Source organism: Arthrobacter sp. NPDC093125 (assembly GCF_044754225.1).
Classification (GTDB): domain Bacteria; phylum Actinomycetota; class Actinomycetes; order Actinomycetales; family Micrococcaceae; genus Arthrobacter.
Genome location: NZ_JBIVOQ010000001.1, coordinates 920,960 through 938,986, shown reverse-complemented (window position 1 = coordinate 938,986; position 18,027 = coordinate 920,960). Strand labels below are relative to the sequence as shown.

General features: G+C 66.8%; 17 protein-coding genes. 8 read left to right on the top strand and 9 right to left on the bottom strand.

What is annotated here, in order from left to right; translation table 11 throughout:
- Window positions 1-67 precede the first annotated feature (67 nt).
- The gene (locus tag ACIP9X_RS04375) at window positions 68-1,069 is read left to right on the top strand and encodes a pirin family protein (RefSeq protein ID WP_400478482.1); all 1,002 of its coding nucleotides are present in this window, start codon (window positions 68-70) and stop codon (window positions 1,067-1,069) included.
- Window positions 1,070-1,081: 12 nt separating this feature from the next.
- Here the strand turns inward: ACIP9X_RS04375 and ACIP9X_RS04370 are convergent, their stop codons facing one another.
- A complete protein-coding gene (locus ACIP9X_RS04370) occupies window positions 1,082-1,459 on the bottom strand; it encodes a winged helix-turn-helix transcriptional regulator (RefSeq protein WP_400478481.1) in 378 nt (125 codons plus the stop codon).
- 100 nt (window positions 1,460-1,559) lie between these two features.
- Here ACIP9X_RS04370 and ACIP9X_RS04365 point away from each other — a divergent pair, with 100 nt between their 5' ends.
- On the top strand, window positions 1,560-2,432 hold the full coding sequence (locus ACIP9X_RS04365) for an SDR family oxidoreductase (protein WP_400478480.1): 873 nt from the start codon (window positions 1,560-1,562) through the stop codon (window positions 2,430-2,432).
- Between the two features lie 506 nt (window positions 2,433-2,938).
- Here the strand turns inward: ACIP9X_RS04365 and ACIP9X_RS04360 are convergent.
- The 3 genes from ACIP9X_RS04360 to ACIP9X_RS04350 are packed head-to-tail and all read right to left on the bottom strand — an operon-like array spanning window position 2,939 to window position 6,894.
- Entirely contained in the window at window positions 2,939-4,102 is a 1,164-nt protein-coding gene (locus ACIP9X_RS04360; protein ID WP_400478479.1) for a mannitol-1-phosphate 5-dehydrogenase, read from the bottom strand.
- Window positions 4,102-6,108, bottom strand: a complete 2,007-nt coding sequence (locus ACIP9X_RS04355) for a PTS mannitol transporter subunit IICBA (protein ID WP_400478478.1) — start codon at window positions 6,106-6,108, stop codon at window positions 4,102-4,104. Before ACIP9X_RS04355 ends, ACIP9X_RS04360 begins: the two co-directional genes overlap by 1 nt.
- 57 nt (window positions 6,109-6,165) lie before the next feature.
- A complete protein-coding gene (locus tag ACIP9X_RS04350; protein WP_400478477.1) occupies window positions 6,166-6,894 on the bottom strand; it encodes a TetR/AcrR family transcriptional regulator in 729 nt (242 codons plus the stop codon).
- A 148-nt stretch (window positions 6,895-7,042) separates the two neighbouring features.
- On the opposite strand from ACIP9X_RS04350, the gene ptsP reads away from it, so the two are divergent.
- On the top strand, window positions 7,043-8,728 hold the full coding sequence (gene ptsP / locus ACIP9X_RS04345) for a phosphoenolpyruvate--protein phosphotransferase (RefSeq protein WP_400478476.1): 1,686 nt from the start codon (window positions 7,043-7,045) through the stop codon (window positions 8,726-8,728).
- Window positions 8,729-8,805: 77 nt separating this feature from the next.
- Here the strand turns inward: ptsP and ACIP9X_RS04340 are convergent, their stop codons facing one another.
- Window positions 8,806-9,699 carry an alpha/beta fold hydrolase gene (locus tag ACIP9X_RS04340; RefSeq protein WP_400478475.1) on the bottom strand — a complete coding sequence of 298 codons (894 nt, stop codon included), beginning with the start codon at window positions 9,697-9,699 and terminating at the stop codon, window positions 8,806-8,808.
- Between the two features lie 96 nt (window positions 9,700-9,795).
- Between ACIP9X_RS04340 and ACIP9X_RS04335 the strand changes: the two genes are divergently transcribed.
- On the top strand, window positions 9,796-10,260 hold the full coding sequence (locus ACIP9X_RS04335; RefSeq protein ID WP_400478474.1) for a helix-turn-helix domain-containing protein: 465 nt from the start codon (window positions 9,796-9,798) through the stop codon (window positions 10,258-10,260).
- A gap of 95 nt (window positions 10,261-10,355) precedes the next feature.
- Window positions 10,356-10,589 (top strand): hypothetical protein, encoded by a 234-nt coding sequence (locus ACIP9X_RS04330; protein ID WP_400478473.1) that lies wholly within the window; start codon window positions 10,356-10,358, stop codon window positions 10,587-10,589.
- Between the two features lie 59 nt (window positions 10,590-10,648).
- Here ACIP9X_RS04330 and ACIP9X_RS04325 read toward each other — a convergent pair whose 3' ends face one another.
- On the bottom strand, window positions 10,649-11,866 hold the full coding sequence (locus tag ACIP9X_RS04325; RefSeq protein ID WP_400478472.1) for a PucR family transcriptional regulator: 1,218 nt from the start codon (window positions 11,864-11,866) through the stop codon (window positions 10,649-10,651).
- Between the two features lie 235 nt (window positions 11,867-12,101).
- Between ACIP9X_RS04325 and ald the strand changes: the two genes are divergently transcribed.
- Window positions 12,102-13,220, top strand: coding sequence for an alanine dehydrogenase (gene ald / locus ACIP9X_RS04320; protein ID WP_400478471.1), 1,119 nt, complete (start codon window positions 12,102-12,104; stop codon window positions 13,218-13,220).
- Window positions 13,221-13,324: 104 nt separating this feature from the next.
- On the opposite strand, the gene ACIP9X_RS04315 is transcribed toward ald, so the two are convergent.
- Window positions 13,325-14,437: a Gfo/Idh/MocA family oxidoreductase gene (locus ACIP9X_RS04315; protein ID WP_400478470.1), complete on the bottom strand. Its 1,113-nt coding sequence runs from the start codon at window positions 14,435-14,437 to the stop codon at window positions 13,325-13,327.
- Between the two features lie 9 nt (window positions 14,438-14,446).
- Entirely contained in the window at window positions 14,447-15,091 is a 645-nt protein-coding gene (locus tag ACIP9X_RS04310; protein WP_400478469.1) for a TetR/AcrR family transcriptional regulator, read from the bottom strand.
- Window positions 15,092-15,214: 123 nt separating this feature from the next.
- On the opposite strand from ACIP9X_RS04310, the gene ACIP9X_RS04305 reads away from it, so the two are divergent.
- Window positions 15,215-15,781, top strand: a complete 567-nt coding sequence (locus ACIP9X_RS04305; protein WP_400478468.1) for an NAD(P)H-dependent oxidoreductase — start codon at window positions 15,215-15,217, stop codon at window positions 15,779-15,781.
- A 231-nt stretch (window positions 15,782-16,012) separates the two neighbouring features.
- On the top strand, window positions 16,013-16,987 hold the full coding sequence (locus ACIP9X_RS04300) for a GerMN domain-containing protein (protein WP_400478467.1): 975 nt from the start codon (window positions 16,013-16,015) through the stop codon (window positions 16,985-16,987).
- Window positions 16,988-17,015: 28 nt separating this feature from the next.
- Here the strand turns inward: ACIP9X_RS04300 and ACIP9X_RS04295 are convergent, their stop codons facing one another.
- On the bottom strand, window positions 17,016-17,966 hold the full coding sequence (locus ACIP9X_RS04295; RefSeq protein ID WP_400478466.1) for an isocitrate lyase/phosphoenolpyruvate mutase family protein: 951 nt from the start codon (window positions 17,964-17,966) through the stop codon (window positions 17,016-17,018).
- Between the last annotated feature and the right edge of the window lie 61 nt (window positions 17,967-18,027).

Here is an 18,027-nt window from a genome sequence, read left to right as displayed (position 1 = left end):
GACCGGGGCCCGGACGGCAGCCCCCTCTGCCGTTCGGGTCCGGCCGCTGCAGGACTACCCTGTTGTCATGAGCAACACGGAAGCCGTCCCACGGGAAATGCTGTGCGAGGCAGCGGAAGCTGCGAGCGACATCGAAATCCTCGTCCCCCGGGCCGTGCCGCTGGGCGGGCCGCGGGCCATGGACGTACGCCGCACCCTGCCCCAGCGGCAGCGCAGCCTCATCGGCGCCTGGTGCTTCCTTGACCACTATGGCCCGGACCGCGTTGGGGCAACGGGTGGGATGCACGTACCCCGCCACCCCCACACCGGACTTCAGACCGTCAGCTGGCTCTTCACGGGCGAGGTAGAGCACCGTGACTCTGCCGGTTTCCACGCCCTGGTCCGGCCCGGTGAGATCAACCTCATGACGGCGGGCAGGGGCATCAGCCACTCCGAGTTTTCCACGCCCGGCACCGACGTCCTGCACGGCGCCCAGCTCTGGGTGGCCCTCCCCGACGCTGCCCGGCACATGGAGCCGACCTTCGAGAGCTACCGGCCGGAACCCGTCGCTGGAGAGGGATGGGCGCTGCGTGTCTTCCTGGGCACGCTATCCGGCAGCACTTCCCCTGTGACCACACACAGTCCGCTGCTTGGCGCCGAAATCCTGCTCGAACCCGGAGCGAGCCTCGAACTGGCCCTGGAATCCGCCTTTGAGCACGGCGTTCTGCTCGATGCGGGAATCCTCCAGCTGGACGGACATCCGGTGGAGAAGGACCATCTGGCGTTCCTGCCGGCGGGACGCACCTCCCTCGCCCTCCATGCCGGCGAGGAGCCAGTGCGGATGCTCCTCATCGGCGGGGAGCCGCTCGGTGAACAGATCCTGATGTGGTGGAACTTTGTCGGCCGCAGCCATGAGGAGATCGTCGGCTACCGGGAGCAGTGGCAGGCCGAGATCGGTGCGGAGCCGGCGCCTGACAGTCCGGCACAGGACACCGCGGGCATGCTGCGCTTTGGCACGTTCCCTCCCGGCCAGCCCGCCCCTCTTCCCGCACCGGCACTGCCGACCACCCGCCTGCGGCCCCGGCGTTGAGCGGGCTTGCCGTTAGGCGGGCTTTCTGACGATGTCGCTTGCATGCTCAGCTATCCAAGCCACCAAGGGCAGCATCAGCGCGGCAAGCTCGATGCCGCGTTCGGTCAGGCTGTAATCCACCCTCGGAGGAATCGTCGGCTGGGCATCACGCTGCACAAAGCCGTCACCTTCGAGGGTCTTCAGTGTCTGCGCGAGCATCTTCTCGCTGATGCCCTCGGCCCGGCGGCGCAGGTCACTCCAGCGGTGCGGCCCCTCGGACAGAGCGACCAGAATCAAAACGCCCCACTTGCTGGTGACATGGTCCAGGACCGTCCTGCTCGGGCAGCCGGCCGGGAAAATGCCGTCGACGGAGGGGAAGACAGGCATAACGGCGGAGGGGCTTACTTTCATACCAGTAACTTACCTTAAGGTGCGTACTCTCTTTTGGGAAGTACTGCGGCAGGTGGCCGGTTGTAGACAGTGACAGTCATCAACGCGTGAAAGGAACACCATGACTTTTGTTATCACCGGCGCTACGGGCAGCCTGGGACGCCTCGTCGTCGAAGCACTCCTCGACCAGAACGTTCCCGCCGGGCAGATCGTGGCCGCAGGCCGGGACCTTGCCAAGATTGCGGACCTCGCGGAGCGGGGCGTTCAGGTGCGAGCGGTCGACTACAGCGAACCCGAATCGCTGCGGCAGGCATTCAAGGGCGCCGGGAAGGTGCTCCTGATCTCAGGCAGCGAGGTAGGCCAGCGGATTGAGCAGCACCGCAACGCCATCAATGCCGCCAGGGAAGCAGGCGTTGCGCTGATTGCTTACACAAGCGTGGCCAACGCCGACAACACGGGGATGCAACTGGCCGCTGAGCACCAGGCAACGGAAGAGCTCCTGCGTGCTTCCGGCGTGCCGTTTACCCTGCTCCGCAACAGCTGGTACTTGGAAAACTACACCGGGCAGCTGACCGTGCACCTCCAGCACGGCGCTGTCCTCGGCAGTGCCGGCGAGGGGAAGGTCAGCGCCGCCACCCGGGCAGACTATGCCCAGGCAGCCGCAGCGGTGCTACTCAAGGACGGACAGGCCGGAAAGGTCTACGAGCTCGGCGGCGACCAAGCCTTCACCCTCAACGACCTCGCCGAGGAGATCACGGCCGTCACGGGACAGCCGGTCAAGTACCAGGACCTGCCGGCCGAGCAATACGCGAAAGTGCTTCAGGACGCGGGACTGCCGGAGGCTTACGCCGCCATCCTGGCGGACAGCGACCTCGGCATAGCCCGGGGCGACCTGCTCGTCACCGGCAGCGATCTCAGCTCCCTCATCGGCCGCCCCACAACGCCGCTGCGGGAAGCAGTGCGGGCAGCTGCCAACAGCCTACCCGTCAGGTAACCGCCCGGCCCCGATCCTCCCTCACGTTCTGACGGCAATTTCCCGACGCTCCCGCAGCTTTCGCAGCCAAACCACGGACGCTCCCGCAGCTTTCGCAGCCAAACCACGGACGCTCCCGCAGCTTTCGCAGCTATTTCGCCGTCCCTCACCGGTTTCAGCATCTGACGGGAATCTGGGCGGGCATCGGCTGAGGGAGATGCCCCTTCCCTTTCCCTTCGAGGGAGGTGCAGGAGCGTCCGGTGAAAAGCCGCAAGATCTGCAGGAGCGTCCAGCTTTTTTATGCATGAGCTGAGGAAGCTTCCCATAAAAACCTGCGAAATGTGAGGGAGCGTCTGGTTGGGGTTAACGCACGACGCCGGAACTCGCTTGAGTTCCGGCGTCGCCTGCTTAGGGGCCGCGGTTTGTCGCCTGCTTAGGGGCTGCGGTTCAGTGCTGCATCCGTCCGTTCTGCTTGCCCGTCCGTTCTGCTTGCCCGTCCGTTCTGCTTGCCCATCCGTTCTGCTTGCTTAGACCGAGGCCTTCACGCCTTCCGCCTTGCGCTCCTCGACCAGACCGCAGACCGCCGTGAAGAGCGGGTGGTCGGGGGTGAGCCCGGTGATCCGCTCGGTCGCCTCAGCCGGTTCGGTGGAGGCGAGGATCTGCCCGAGTTCAACGGCTTCGGCGTCGGCCGGGTCGTTGAAGCGCAGCGCGGAAGCGATCGCCCCCAGCAGGGCCTCGGGCACGATGCCGCGCTCCGCCAGCTCGGCGGCCGGGCCGATGAAGCGTTCGTGCCGGCTGAGCTTGCGCAGAGGTGCCCGGCCCACGCGGTTCACCGTGTCCGGCAGGTGCGGGTTGGTGAAGCGGCCCAGGATCTTCTGCACATACGCTTCCTGCTCGTCGTGGCTGAACCCGTGCTTGGCCACCAGCAGCTGCTTTGTCTCGTCAAGCACGGCCCGCACATCCGCCGCCACGTCCTGGTCGGCCATGGAGTCAGAGATCTTCTCCAGCCCGGCTTCGAACCCGAAGTATGCGGCGGAGGCGTGCCCCGTATTAACCGTGAACAGCTTGCGCTCGATGTAGGGCCCCAGCTCGTCCACGAACGTCGCACCGGGAATCGCCGGCGCCGCCCCGCCGAACGGAGTCCGGTCGATGACCCACTCGTAGAACGTCTCCACCGTGACATCCAGACCCTGGCCCGGTTCCTGATTCGGCACGATCCTGTCCACCGCCGTGTTGGCAAACACTGCGACGTCTGACAGGGAGCCGGCGGCTTCGTCCCAGGACGAGACGATGGCCTCACGCAGGATGTCCGTGGCGTTGATGGCGTTCTCACAGGCCATCACCTGGAGCGGCGCCGCACCTGGAGCCCGGGCAGCGATGCCCTTCGCGATCGCCGGGGCCACGAACTTCAGGATGTGCGGCCCCACGGCGGTGGTGACGATGTCCGCCGTCGAGATTTCCTCGATCAGCTGTGCCTCCTGGGTGCTGGAGTTGATGGCACGGAAGTTGTCCACCGTGCGCACGGCGGGGTTCTCCCCCACCTCGTGCACCTGGTAGCTTTCCGCCTCCGAAAGCTGGCTGATGAGGGCCTCCGCGACGTCGGCGAAGACCACCTCGTACCCGGCGTCGTGCAGGAGCAGCCCCACGAACCCGCGGCCGATATTGCCGGCTCCGAAATGTACAGCCTTCACTATGCGTTGACCTTTCCGAAGAGTTCCAGGACTTCGTCCACGGAGGTCGCCGCCTCCAGCTGCGCCACTTGCGACTTGTTGGTGAAGACCTTCGCGATCGAGGACAGGATGTGCAGGTGCTCATTGTTGACGCCAGCGACGCCCACCACGAACTTCACCTGCTTGCCGTTCCAGTCGATGCCCTCCGGGTACCGGATGACGGACACGGCGGACTTCCTGATGTGGTCCTTGGCGGCGTTGGTTCCGTGCGGAATGGCCAGGAAGCTGCCCATGTAGGTGGACACCGATTCCTCGCGCTCGTGCATGGCGCGGATGTAGTCGGTGTCCACCGCGCCCCGCGCCAGCAGGAGCTGCCCTGCTTCGTCGATCGCGGCGTCCCGCGTGGTGGCGGAACCGTTGAGGACCACGCTCTCCGACACCAGAATGTCCGACGGCGCCGTGACAGTTTCCGGGGCGGCGTCAGCTGCGGTCGGTGCGGCGGCAGCCCCGCCGTCGGCCGTGCCCGCAGCGTTGCTTCGCTGGACCAGTTCCACGATCTCGTCATACCGCGGGCTGTTCATGAAGTTGTCCACAGAGACGTGCACGGCGCCGGACGTGGCAGGCTTGGCGCGTTCGGTGAGGTCCTGGTGCGTGACCACGACGTCGTAGGTGTCGCTGAGGTTCGCGATCGAGGCGTTGGTGACCTTGACGTCCGGGAAACCGGCATCCTTGATCTTGTTCCGCAGCACCGAAGCCCCCATGGCGCTCGAACCCATGCCGGCGTCGCAGGCGAACACGATGTTCCTGATGGGGCCCGCCATGACTGCAACGCCGCCGGCACCTGCGCCCGCACCGGTCAGGGTGGAGGCAACGGAGCTCTTCTTGCCCTTCATGGCTTCCATCTTGGAGGTCGCGGCGTTGAGGGCATCCTCCTCCGTTTCACCCACGGGAGTCTTGCTCGACTTCAGGATGATCGAAGCAATCAGGAAGGACACCGTGGCTGCCAGCAGGACCGAGAGGATCACTCCGAAATAGCTGTCACGTGAGGTCTGGGCGATGACAGCGATAATGGACCCCGGGGCCGCAGGCGCCACGAGGCCGGAGTTGGTGACGGCCAGTGTCGCGATCCCGGTCATGCCGCCTCCGATTGCGGCGAGGATGAGGATCGGCTTCATCAGCACGTACGGGAAGTAGATCTCGTGGATGCCGCCGAAGAAGTGGATGATGGCGGCACCGGGAGCCGATGCCTTGGCCAGGCCCTTGCCGAAGAACATATAGGCGAGCAGGATACCGAGGCCCGGGCCAGGATTGGCCTCAAGCAGGAACAGGATGGATTTGCCCTGCTCAAGGGACTGCTGGATACCCAGCGGCGTCAGCACGCCGTGGTTGATGGCGTTGTTCAGGAAGAGCACCTTGGCCGGTTCGATGAAGATGCTGGTCAGCGGCAGCAGGCCGTTGTTCACAAGGAACTGGACCACATTGCCGGCCCCCGTGCTGAAGGCGGTGACCAGCGGGGAGATGCCGTAGAAGCCGAGCATGGCCAGCAGGGCGCCCCAAATGCCGGCGGAGAAGTTATTCACCAGCATCTCGAAGCCCGGCCGGATCTTGCCCTCCCAGATGGAGTCGATCTTCTTCATGGTCCAGCCTCCCAACGGGCCCATGATCATGGCGCCGATGAACATCGGGATGCCGGCACCGACGATGACGCCCATGGTGCCGATGGCGCCCACGACACCGCCGCGGACGTCATAAACCATCCGGCCGCCGGTGTACGCAATCAGCAGAGGCAGCAGATAGGTGATCATGGGACCCACGAGGCCCGTGTTCGGCACGCCCTCGGCATTTGTGCCGAAGCCGCCAAGCTGCGGAACGGGAATCCAGCCCTTTTCGATGAAGAGCGCGGTAATGATGCCCCAGGCGATGAACGCCCCGATGTTGGGCATGATCATGCCGGAGAGGAACGTCCCGAACTTCTGGACGTGCACCCGGGCGCTGGTCTTAGGTTTTGCAACTGTCTCTGTTGCCATGTGATTTCCTAACCGTGATTCCTGCTGCTCCGCAGGATGGTGCGTTATTTTCGACGACTAGCTGGTGGGACTGGTGGAGATCCGGTGGAGCCATTCGAGAAAGAGCTTGAGTTCGGAGCTGGAGAGCTGGTCCGAGTGGGACGCCTGCAACGCCGCGTTCAGGGCGATGGCAGCCACCACCACTGAGGACTTCCCAGATTCGTCCTGTCCGGTTTTCCGTGCCTGGTCCGTGGACACCGCAAAGATCATGGCGTCCCGGGTCATGGTGGACAGTTCAAGATTCCGGTCGGCCGCGGCTTCCGAAATCAGCATGAGCGTGACACCAACGTTCGCTGCCAGGATGCTCCTGGCCGCTTCCCGCGGCTGCACGTTCAGCTGTCCGGCCGCAGCGGCCTTGTTCAGCATCTCCTCCATCAGCGCCTCGGCATCGGCCACAATGGCGGGGCGGCTTTCGGGGCGGATATTACCGAACATGACCAGATACAGTTCCGGCTGGTTAAGGCCGAACTGCACGTGGTTGTCCCACATCCGCCGGATGTCCTCCAGCGGATGCCCGGACGGGGCGAAGTCCCGCTCGCCCGCTACATATTCTTCAAAGCCAGCGGAAACAACCGCGTCAAACAGGCCTTCCTTATCACCAAAGTGGTGGTACAGGGTAGGCGCTGAGACGCCCGCCAGCTGCGTGATCTGGCGGGTGGAGACGGGCGCGCCCGCGGACTTGGCCAGCAATTCGGCTGCCGCACGCAGCAGCCTCATTTTGGGCGGCAACTGGCCATCGAAACTCATAACCGCTACCCTAGCACCTATAGCAACGCTATATGAACTGCATCACATACAATTTTTTCAGGCACCGTACAAAGAGCCGTACCGAGCAGCCCGGACCTTCCGGGAAGAGACCGCGGGCCTGGCTACCGGCAGAGAATGAGGACCTTCAGTGCAGAACTTCCCAGGAGTTGGCGTCAGCCCCGGCCGCATCATCGGCACCATCCGCCAGATGCCCAAGCCCATCAGCGAACCTCCGGCGGGCGAACAGCTGCCCGCCGGCACCTCCCCGGAAGAGGCGACAGCCGCACTGAAGGCGGCCGCCAACGCTGTCCATGATGAGCTGAGGGCCCGGGCCGACCACGCAACAGGTGACGGCAAGGCCGTCCTGGAAGCCACCGCCCTGATGGCCAAGGACACCATGCTGATCAAGGGCGCAGCCAAGCTCATCGCCCGCGGCGTCTCCGCCCAGCGGGCCATCTGGGAATCCGGGTCCTCGGTTTCGGAGATGCTGCACAACCTTGGCGGCTACATGGCAGAGCGCGCCACCGATGTGCTGGACGTCCGGGCGCGCATCGTCGCCGAACTGAGGGGCGTGTCCGCTCCGGGCATCCCGTCATCGGAGACGCCGTTCATCCTTGTGGCCGAGGACCTCGCGCCCGCAGACACGGCAACCTTGGACCCGAACAAGGTTCTCGCGCTCGTAACCGCCGGCGGCGGCCCGCAGTCGCACACCGCGATCATTGCCCGCTCGCTCGGCCTTCCGGCCGTAGTGGCCGCTGTGGGCGTGGATGAACTGCCGGACGGCACCGAGGTCTACGTCGACGGCGCCGCAGGCTCGATCACCGCCAACCCGGACGAGTCGCTGCGGGCCGCAGCCGAGGCATGGGCCACGACGGCCTCACTCCTTGCAGAGTTCAGCGGTACGGGCACGACGGCGGACGGCCACCAGGTGCCGCTGCTCGCCAACGTGGGCGGCGCCAAGGACGCGGAGGCCGCCGCCAAGCTCGGGGCCCAGGGCGTGGGCCTGTTCCGCACCGAGTTCTGCTTCCTGGAGCGCGACACCGAGCCCAGCGTTGAGGAGCAGGCCGCTGCCTACAAGGGAGTCTTCGATGCCTTCCCCGGCAAGAAAGTGGTTCTCCGCACGCTGGATGCCGGAGCCGACAAGCCCCTCCCCTTCCTGACCGACTCCACCGAGCCCAACCCGGCCCTGGGCGTCCGCGGCTACCGCACCGACTTCACCACTCCCGGTGTGCTGGAACGGCAGCTTGAGGCCATCGCCCTTGCCGAAAAGCAGTCCGAGGCCGATGTCTGGGTCATGGCCCCGATGATCTCCACGGCAGAGGAGGCCGCCCGGTTCGCCACCATGTGCGCGGAGGCCGGCATCAAGACCCCCGGCGTCATGGTGGAGGTCCCGTCTGCCGCGCTCACTGCGGACACCATCCTGCGCGAGGTTGCCTTCGCCAGCCTGGGCACCAACGACCTCACGCAGTACGCCATGGCCGCAGACCGCCAGCTCGGGCCGCTCGCGGGACTGAACACACCGTGGCAGCCTGCCGTGCTGCGCCTCGTGGGCCTGACCGTTGAGGGTTCCAGGGTTGAAGGCCACAACAAGCCGGTGGGCGTGTGCGGCGAGGCTGCCGCGGATCCTGCCCTCGCCGTCGTCCTGACCGGGCTCGGCGTGACCACGCTGTCCATGACGGCCAGGTCCCTCGCCGCCGTGGCCGCCGTCCTCAAGACGGTCACGCTGGCCGAGGCGCAGGAGCTGGCCAAGCTGGCCCTTTCGGCACCCAGTGCCGTCGAGGCGCGCGCCTGGGTCCGCGAAAAGCTCCCCGTTCTGGAGGAGCTCGGCCTGTAACCGAGCCACTGACAAGAGGCCGGCACCCGGAGAATCCGGATGCCGGCCTCTTCGTTTTAGTACGGAGCCTTTGGCGCTTAGGCGGTGACGCCGTCGTCCGCGGTGGTCGCCCAGTGGACGATCGCCCGGGCAACAGCCTCCGGCGCACTGTCCTGCACCACGTGGCCGCAGCCCGGCACTTCCACGAACGACCCGTGCCGTGGCTGGTGTGCGAGGTTTTCGCACCACTGCCTGCGGGCGATGGGGTCCCTTCCGCCGCGCAGCACAAGCACGGGCTGGGTCACTTCCCGGGTCCGCTGCTCCATTGGATAATTGAGCATCACGGGCAGCTGCGTCAGGTACCAGCGGAGGCCGGCCTTGAAATAGTCACTGAACACGACGATGTTGGTGGACGGCTTTTCGCTGAACACCGCGTCGCGGGTGAGCGCGAGGACATGCCAGGCCGCACTGTTCCGGGCGGGATCCACCACCGGGCCAATGAGCACAACACGGCTCACGAGGTCCGGCTGCTGCAGTGCGAGCTCCACGGCGAACTGCACGCCCATGGAATGGCCCACCACCACGCAGGACTGCACTCCCTCATCGGCCAGAACGGCCGCAACGAAAGCGGCATGTTCAGCCACGGACACCTGGTGTCCGGGGCGCGGCGTGTTGCCGTAGCCCGGCAGGTCGAACGTATAGACGACGGCGTCACGCGCCGGGGTGCCGGCGGCACCGCTCACGGCCAATTCCTGGTGCAGCTTTGCCAGATAGCGGTGCGAGACTCCGATGCCGTGCAGCAGCACGTAGACCTGGCGCCCGGTTTCCGCCGTGCCCGGCGTGGTTCCGGCGGCCGGGGTTCCGGCGGCCACGGCTCCTGCAGCCTCGGCTGCCACGGCCGGGCCGGCGTGGGGCCCGGAGTCCACTATCGAAGAGTAAAGGCGGCCCTTCAGGCCGTTCACCGTGACATCCCGTCCGTCTTGCAGCTGCATCCGCCGAGCATACCTGACCCGCATACCTGTCCAGCGAAGTGCCGGCCCTGCACCGCCGACAGCGGAACTGCACCGTCAGCAGTTAGGCTTTCTGCCATGGCACTGATAGCTCCCAGGGTGGCGGGCGCACTTCCCGCTGAGGACGCGGGGAAACTCCAGCAAGCGCTCGACGGCGGCACGGACATCACCGTCTTCGTGGACGGCACCGTCCACCGGCTGCCGCCCCAGGCGAGGGACGCCGTCGTCGACCTCCTGTCCAGGTTCAGCCGCGGCGAGTCGGTGACGGTCAGCAGCGTGGAGGAGTTGCTGACGACGTCGCAGGCGGCGGAGCTCGCGGGCATCTCCCACACCTACCTGCGGAACATGACGGACCGCGGCGAGATCCCCGTGGAGTACCGCGGCACCCACCGGCGGATCCGGCTGGCGGCCATCATGGCGTGGCTGGAGGGGCAGCGCAAGAAAGAGGCCGCCGCGGAGCGGGCCGCGGAGGCCGACACTGACCGCTCCCACAACGGGGGCGGCGGTAAGGCAAAGATCGGCGGGAAGCCGGGCCGAAAATGACGCGGCGCCGCCTTTCAATGACACGGTGATAAGGATCAAGCAACGATCCCCCCAAACCCGGGAATCAGGACACTGCCCGGGGTTAGTCTTTATTCGTGTTGAGATTCCGGGGGTTGCACATCGTGGCGGGCATTGCCGCCATGGGCGTGGCTGCCGTCCTCGGAATGGTCATGGAACTGAACAACACGGCCATTTTCACGTCCAGCTGCGTGGCTTATGTCGCGGTCTCGATGTGGACGGAAAGCAGGATCGCCAAGCGCCGCAGCCAGCTCCAAGACACGCCGCCGGCCGCTGAAACCCGCGAGACCAGGGGCGGCAACGCCGCCTGACGTCCGGCCTGGCTGAACCCGCAGGCCCGGCGAATCAGGACGGCTAGATCCTAGGCCGGCTAGATTCTGGGCCGGCCGGCCCAGCGCCGCGCCTTCAGCGCGGCGTGCAGCTCCAGCCGGACCATGCCCTTCAAAGGGTCCACTCCCAGCAGTTGCCGGATCCGGCCCAACCGGTTGTAGATGCTGCTGCGGTGCAGGTGCAGTTTCGCGGCGACATCCTGGACGGAGCCGTCGTTGTCGTAAAGCAGCTCCAGGACGGGGAGCAGCTCGCCATTGCGGTCGTGGTCCTCCAGGGCGCGGAAATTCACCGACCCGGCGTCGCCCCAGACGCCGGCACCCGCGCCGGCCGAGGCAAGGAGCTGGTAGACACCCGTTGCCCGGCATTCCACCAGCTCGCCCAGCAGGGCATCCACCGCCGCTGCCTGGGCCGCCACCTTCGACTGCCGGTACGCCTCGGCCAGCTCCTTTGGCCGGCTGAAGCCCTCGCTGATGCCCAGGATGATGCGCTGCACCGGGCGGCCCGCCCGTTTCGCCAATTCCAGCTGGTAGTGCACCAGGACCTGCGCGTGGCTGGCCCGGCCTGTCGATTCCCGGAACAGCACCACAGAATGCGTTTCGGCTCCGGCGCTGAACAGCGCAGCGTCCACGCCAATGGTCGCTTGCAACGCTGCGGAGCGGTGGATCAGCGTGGCCGCGATCGGGTCCGGTCCGGCCGCCCAACCATCAGCATCAAGGACCGTTACCAGCTGCCAGGGCCCGCGGTCCTGCACCTCTTTCCAGCCCGCCACGGAAGCCACGGCATTGGCCTCCCCCGCGCACGCCGCCAGGAACTCGCGTTCACGGTTCCGCCGGAATTCCGACTCGGCCGTGTTCGAGTCCAGCAGCAGGCCGGAAAGCAGCTCCAGCTCTTCCCGGACATCGGGCAGCTGGCCGAGAATCGCCGTCGCGCTTTCCTCCTCAAGATCCTGCTGGACCCAGAGGTAGCCGACGCGGAAGCCGCGGACCATCAGCGGGACGCAGACTCGTCCGAGCATTCCCAGTTCCTCGTTGGCAGGAACGACGACGGGACGCACCGCGGTGGCGATGCCATGCGAGAGCTGCCACGCCTTGACGTCGACCGGCACACGTTTGCTGAGGAGGAAGTTCACCCGGACCCGGTCGGCGTGGGACTGGTTGGAGCTGTAGGCGAGCAGGAGCCCGTCCAGGTCCTCGAGCGACAGCCCGCGGCCAAGCTTCTGCGCCACCCGCTCCACGAGCTGTTCCGCGTCCTGCTGCATGCAGCAACACTACGTCCGGACGGTCACTTCCCGCGAACGGACAGCAGGCGACACTTGACGCTTGCTGGCTCGACAAACGTCGAGCTCAGGCGGAGGAAAACCGTGTAGATCCGCGGGTTTCGCCCCCGGCCTGCGCCGCCCATCCTGTCATCTGCCTCACAGCCGGATCTATTCTGGAAACACAGATCCCCCGCAACTTCCGGCCCACAAAGCCCAACGACCTTGGAGCCCACAAATGATCATCGGTGTCCCCAAAGAGATCAAGAACAACGAATTCCGCGTCGCCATCACGGCCGCCGGCGTCCACGAGTTCCGCACCCACGGCCACACGGTCCTGGTGGAGCGCGGCGCCGGCCTGGGCTCCGGCATCACGGACGAGGAGTACGCCATCGCCGGCGCTGAGATCGTCGCCGACGCGGACGACGTCTGGGGCCGCGCCGACATGGTCATGAAGGTCAAGGAACCCATCAAGGCCGAATACCACCGCTTCCGCAAGGGCCTGATCCTCTTCACCTACCTCCACCTCGCCGCAGAGCCGGAACTGACCCGGGAGCTCATCAACTCCGGCGTCACCGCGATCGCCTACGAGACGGTCCAGGAAGGCCGCACCCTTCCGCTGCTCGCCCCGATGTCCGAGGTCGCAGGGCGGCTCTCGGTGCAGGTCGGCGCCACCTCCCTCATGGCCCCCGCCGGCGGCAAGGGCGTGCTCCTGGGCGGCGTCCCCGGCGTCCGCCCAGCCAAGGTCGTAGTGCTGGGTGCCGGCGTGGCCGGCACCAACGCAGCCGCCATGGCCCTGGGTCTCGGCGCCGACGTCACCATCCTGGACATCAACATCAATCGCCTGCGCGAACTCGACGCCCAGTACCAGGGCCGCCTGAAGACCGTGGCCTCCAACAAGTACGAGATCGAAAAGTCCGTGGTCGACGCCGACCTGGTCATCGGCTCCGTGCTGATCCCGGGCGCCAAGGCCCCCAAGCTCGTGACCAACGAACTCGTGGCCCGCATGAAGCCGGGCTCCGTGCTCGTGGACATCGCCGTGGACCAGGGCGGCTGCTTCGAGGACACCCACCCCACCACGCACCAGGAACCCACGTACAAGGTCCACAACACGATCTTCTACTGCGTGGCCAACATGCCCGGCGCGGTCCCGAACACTTCCACCTACGCCCTGACAAACGTCACGCTCCGCTACGGCGTGGCACTGGCCAACCTCGGTGTGAAGGCCGCCTTCGAGAAGGACCCCGCCCTCGCCGCCGGGCTGAACATCGCAGCAGGCCACGTGGCGCACCACTCCGTCTCGGAGGCCCACAACCTGCCCCTGGTGGAGGACTGGCACAAGCTCGTCACGGCGTAAGTCCCAACCCGTCCTGCTGCGCTGGACGACACACATCCTCGGCGTGCTGCTCCTTCGTCGCTTTGACGCACGCTGCCGGATGCCTGTCGTCCAGCGCTGCCGGGTTAACTTTGCGCCGATGCCAGCTGGCGTGCTTGTTCTATTAATTTGAGGACTTCGACCGACCCGGCCGGGTCCACCGGCAGGGGCAGTGCGGAGGCGGTGCCGCCGTCGGAAATCTTATCCGCAAGGATCCGGTAGAACTCCGGGTAGGCACCGCGCTCGGTGGACAGCCGGTCGAGATGTCCGTCGCGCCCCAGCTTTCCGGCCCACTCGGGGTCCTCCACACCGTACTCTTCGTCCAGCGGGCCTCCGCCGGCCACAATATAGGGTTCCTGCGGATCCACACCGTGCTTCGTAAAGGCGCCCTCGGTACCAAGCAGCCGGTACCGGGGGCCCTGCTGCGCGCAGAGCATGTTCATCCAGAGATGGCTCAGCACCCCCGACCCGTGCTTCAGGACGAGGAAGCAGTCGTCGTCCGTGTTTTCACCGTGCCGGCGGGCCTCGAGCTCCGCGTGGACAATCTGACCGGGCCCGAACAGTTCCAGTGCCTGGTCTATGAGGTGGGTTCCGAGGTCGAAGAGGACGCCGCCGCCGGTCGCCGCGGTCGCTTCCGCTTTCCACGCCTTGGACACTTCCGGCGACCAGCGCTCGAACCGGGATTCGAACCGCGTCACCTGTCCCAGCGCCCCAGCGTCGAGCAGCTTTTGGACGGTCAGAAAGTCGCCGTCCCAGCGCCGGTTCTGGAACACCGTCAAAACGCGGCGGTGGCGCTGCGCAATCCCAATCAGCTCCTCCCCTTCTGCACTCGTTACGGCGAACGGCTTATCCACCACGACGTCGAGCCCCGCCTCCAGCGCTGCCTTCGCCAGCGGATAGTGCGTCGCCGGAGGCGTTCCGAGGACCACAAGATCAAGGTCAGCCGCGAGCGCCAGGACAGCGTCGCCGTCGGGCACTGTTTTCACGCCCGGATAACGCTCGACGGCGGCCGCCTGGCGGGCGGGGTCCGACGTCGCGATGACGTCCAGCGAGTATCGGGCATCGGCCGCGAGCAGCGGCGCGTGAAAGACGCTTCCGGCGAGGCCATAACCGACGACGGCGGTCCGGATGGGTGCGCGTTCACTGGAGGGCTGCTGTCCGGACGAGGAAAGTGGCGATGAGGAGGATTCGGTGCTCATGGGGCAACGCTACTCCGCGTTCCCAGCCCTGGAGTCAGATCGGGAGTCAGACCCGTGCCCGGCCAGGCGTGTCACCAGCTCCCGCCAGGACCCCTCGAGCCGCTCGGGCGAAACGCCGTGCACACGGACGGCGTGGAGCAGGCGTTCGGGATCGAGGGTGGCACTCAGCGACATCGCCATGAGCCACGGGTCCGCGTCGAAACCTGCCTCGCGCAACAGGTACTCGATGTGCCGATGCCACAGCACGGCGGCGGGCACCTCGAAGCGGTTGTACACCGAATGATCGGCCGCCCTGGCGAGGTCACCGTATTGCAGCACGTAGCCGACGCGGGCAGCCCCGAAGGCAACCAGCCGCTCAAGAGGCGGTGCGCCAGGTCCCAGCGGCGGAGGGCCGAACATGAAACGGCCCTGGAACTCCGCCTCCGCGTCGCTGAGCAGCGTCATCATGAGGCCCGCCCGGCTGCCGAAGCGCCGGAAAACCGTTCCCTTGCCGACGCCGGCCCGTTCAGCCAGCTTGTCCATGGTGAGGCCGTCCGCTCCGCATTCCTCGATCAGCTGCCTGGCTGCGCACAGCAGCAGCTCCCGGTTGCGCGCGGCGTCGCGGCGTTCCTGGCCCGCAGCCGGCGCTGCGGAGCGGATTGGGATGAGGCTCACAATCAATATTCTAGACCGGGGAATAATATCCGGACCGTAGTCCGTTTAGTATCAGTGAAGGCATCAAACGCCTCCACAACCAGACGCCGGCGGACCTTCCGCGGCCTGACCCAAGGAGTTCACATGTCCAAGAACACCGTACTCGCCCTGGTCGGCAGCCTTCGCGCCGATTCCATCAACCGCAAGCTTGCGGAGGCCATCCAGCTGAACGCTCCGGAGGATCTCGAGATCGTCATCTCGGAGAGCCTGGGCAACCTCCCCTTCTACAACGAGGACATTGACGTCGAAGGCCAGGTCCCCGAGGCTGCCGCAAAGCTCCGCGCCGCAGCCGGCGAAGCCGACGCCCTGCTCCTGGTCACCCCCGAGCACAACGGCACCATGCCCGCTTCCCTGAAGAACGCCATCGACTGGCTGTCCCGCCCGTACGGGGCCGGCGCCCTCGTAGGCAAGCCCACTGCCGTCGTCGGCACCGCCTTCGGCCAGTTCGGCGGCGTCTGGGCGCAGGACGAGGCCCGCAAGGCTGCCGGCATCGCCGGCGCCCGCGTCCTTGAAGATGTCAAGCTCGCTGTCCCCGGCTCCATGGTCCGCTTCGCCGAGACCCACCCGAAGGACGACGCCGAGGTTGTTGAGCAGATCCAGGGCATCTTCAGCGCCCTCGCAGCTGCCGAAAAGGCCGGAGCCGCAGCCTAGTCTGCCCGCCCTTTCCACCCCTCGAACGTCCCTGGCGCCTGACCGGCGCCGGGGGCGTCGGCGTTCCCGCCTTGATCCTCCGCGGCGTCCTCCTTTACCCACCGCAGCCGGCGGCGCAACCATTCTGTGACTGAGCTGCGGCCGAACTGACACCGGCACCGCATTCCCCGCCGACTTCCCCGGATCTAACGTTGATGTACGGGACGTACCGGAGCAGAGAGTGCGGTGCAGATGAAGACCAGCCCAGGAGGCAGGGCACGTACGACGGCGGCTGCCGCCTTCTGCCTGCTGCTTCCGTTGTGGCTGGGGTCCTGCGTGCCGGCGCCCGGAGAGTCGGGAAGCTCCGGCGGCACTCAGCCGCCTGCCGCCGCGCCGGCGCCGGAGCCTGCGCCGGCTCCCAGTCCGGCCACTTCCGCCGAAGCGCCCGCTCCGGGCGGGTCAGTCCAATCATCCGGCGCAGAACCCGGTGCTGTGTCCGGAATGGAGCCCGGCTCCGCGGCCCTCCCGCCGCAAAACGTTGCACCCCCAGTCCCGCCGGCAGGAGCCTGGCAGGGCAGTACTGGGCAGCCCGGCGGCGGGCAGGGCGGAGCCGGGTCGCCGGGGGCCGCTGAGGAACCCGTTTCCGGACCGGCTCCGCATGGACTTCCGGCGGCTGGGACACCGGCAACACCCCCACAGGCAGGCCAGGCCCCGGCCACCGGGACCGGCGGTGCCGCCGCGGGTCCCGCACCAGGCGCCGGTGCACCCGGTTCAGGCGGGTCCGGTGCCGCCGGTTCAGGTGGAGCCGGTTCAGGCGGGCAGACGGGCAGCGCCGAAGGCACAGCGGTCTACTATGTGGCGCTGGACGACGGCGGCAGCTCCGGGGTGCGCTTCGGCTGCAACGACAGCCTCGTGCCCGTCCACCATGCCGACCCCGTCATCCGCGAACCGCTGCAAGCCGCCATGAGCCGGCTACTCTCCGAAGGCGCTGCGCCGGCCGGGCTGTACAACGCCCTGTCATCCTCGGCGCTGCAGTATGTATCCGGATACCTTGACGGTGCCACGGTGGTGGTTAATCTCACCGGCGCTGTCCAGCCGGGCGGGACCTGCGACATTCCCCGGATCGACGCCCAGCTGACCCACACTGCGGTCACGGCTGCGGGTGCCATCCGCGCGGAAATCTACGTCGACGGCGTCCGGCTGGCCGACGTGCTGAGCCTGCGCTAGGGACGCGGGGGGTCCTGCGCCGGCTGCCTCAGCTGATCGCCGCCGGACCGTTAATTGATGGACCGCCAGCAGCCGGAGCTGCAGCAGCAGAGTCAGCGGCAGCTGTTGCAGCGGCGGTTTCAGGCTTCGGCGCAAACAGGGCATCCATCTCGGCATGGCTCCGGGCTCCAGCCAGTTTGGACCAGTTGCCGTCGCCGAGGACCTCCTCCGCCACACGGGAGACCGTTGCGTAAGCCGCCTTCGCCGTGTTGCCGCCGATGCTGATCCGCCGCACACCGGCGTCGTGCAGTTCCCCCACGGAGGGCGCGCCCACGCCGGCGAGCGCGTTCAGCGGCGCCGGTATACGCCGGGAGAGCTCGTGCAGCACGTGCAGGTCCGTCACACCTGGAACGAAGATACCGTCCGCGCCTGCCGCGAGGAACGCCGGCACGCGCCGGAGCGTCTCCTCGAACTCGGATTCCGGGAAGTGGCCCGAGAGGTAGGTGTCGGTCCGGGCGTTGATGAAAAGGCGGACCCCCGATTCCTCTGCGACCGTCCTGATGATGGAGATCCGGCGCGCCTGTTCGGCGGGATCCGTCAGCGCGTCACCGCCAGAGTCCTCAATGTTGACGCCCACGGCGCCGGCCGACAGCACTGCCTTGATGGTCCTCTCCAGCAGGGCGTCGTCAAAGGCGCCGCCCTGTCCCGCATAGCCGGCTTCAACGTCCGCCGTCACCGGCAAATTGGTAGCAGCGACGATCCTGGTTAGCGCCTCCATGGCCAGCGCAGGAGGCAGCTGGTTGCCGTCCTGAAAGCCCAGGCTCCAGGAGATGGCCGAACTCGAGGTGGCCAGGGCGTGTGCTCCTGCCCGCTCCACCAGTTTTGCCGAAGCTGCATCCCACACGTTCACGAGCACCAGCGGCACCGGTCCCTCCGCATGGAGTTCCCGGAAGGCTGCGGCCTTGTCGGACGGGGCAGGAAATGCCGGCAAGCTGGTCATTGCTCCATCCAATGCGGTCCGGGGAGGAAGGTAAAGGGACCAAACGGTGGAATTTCGCGCC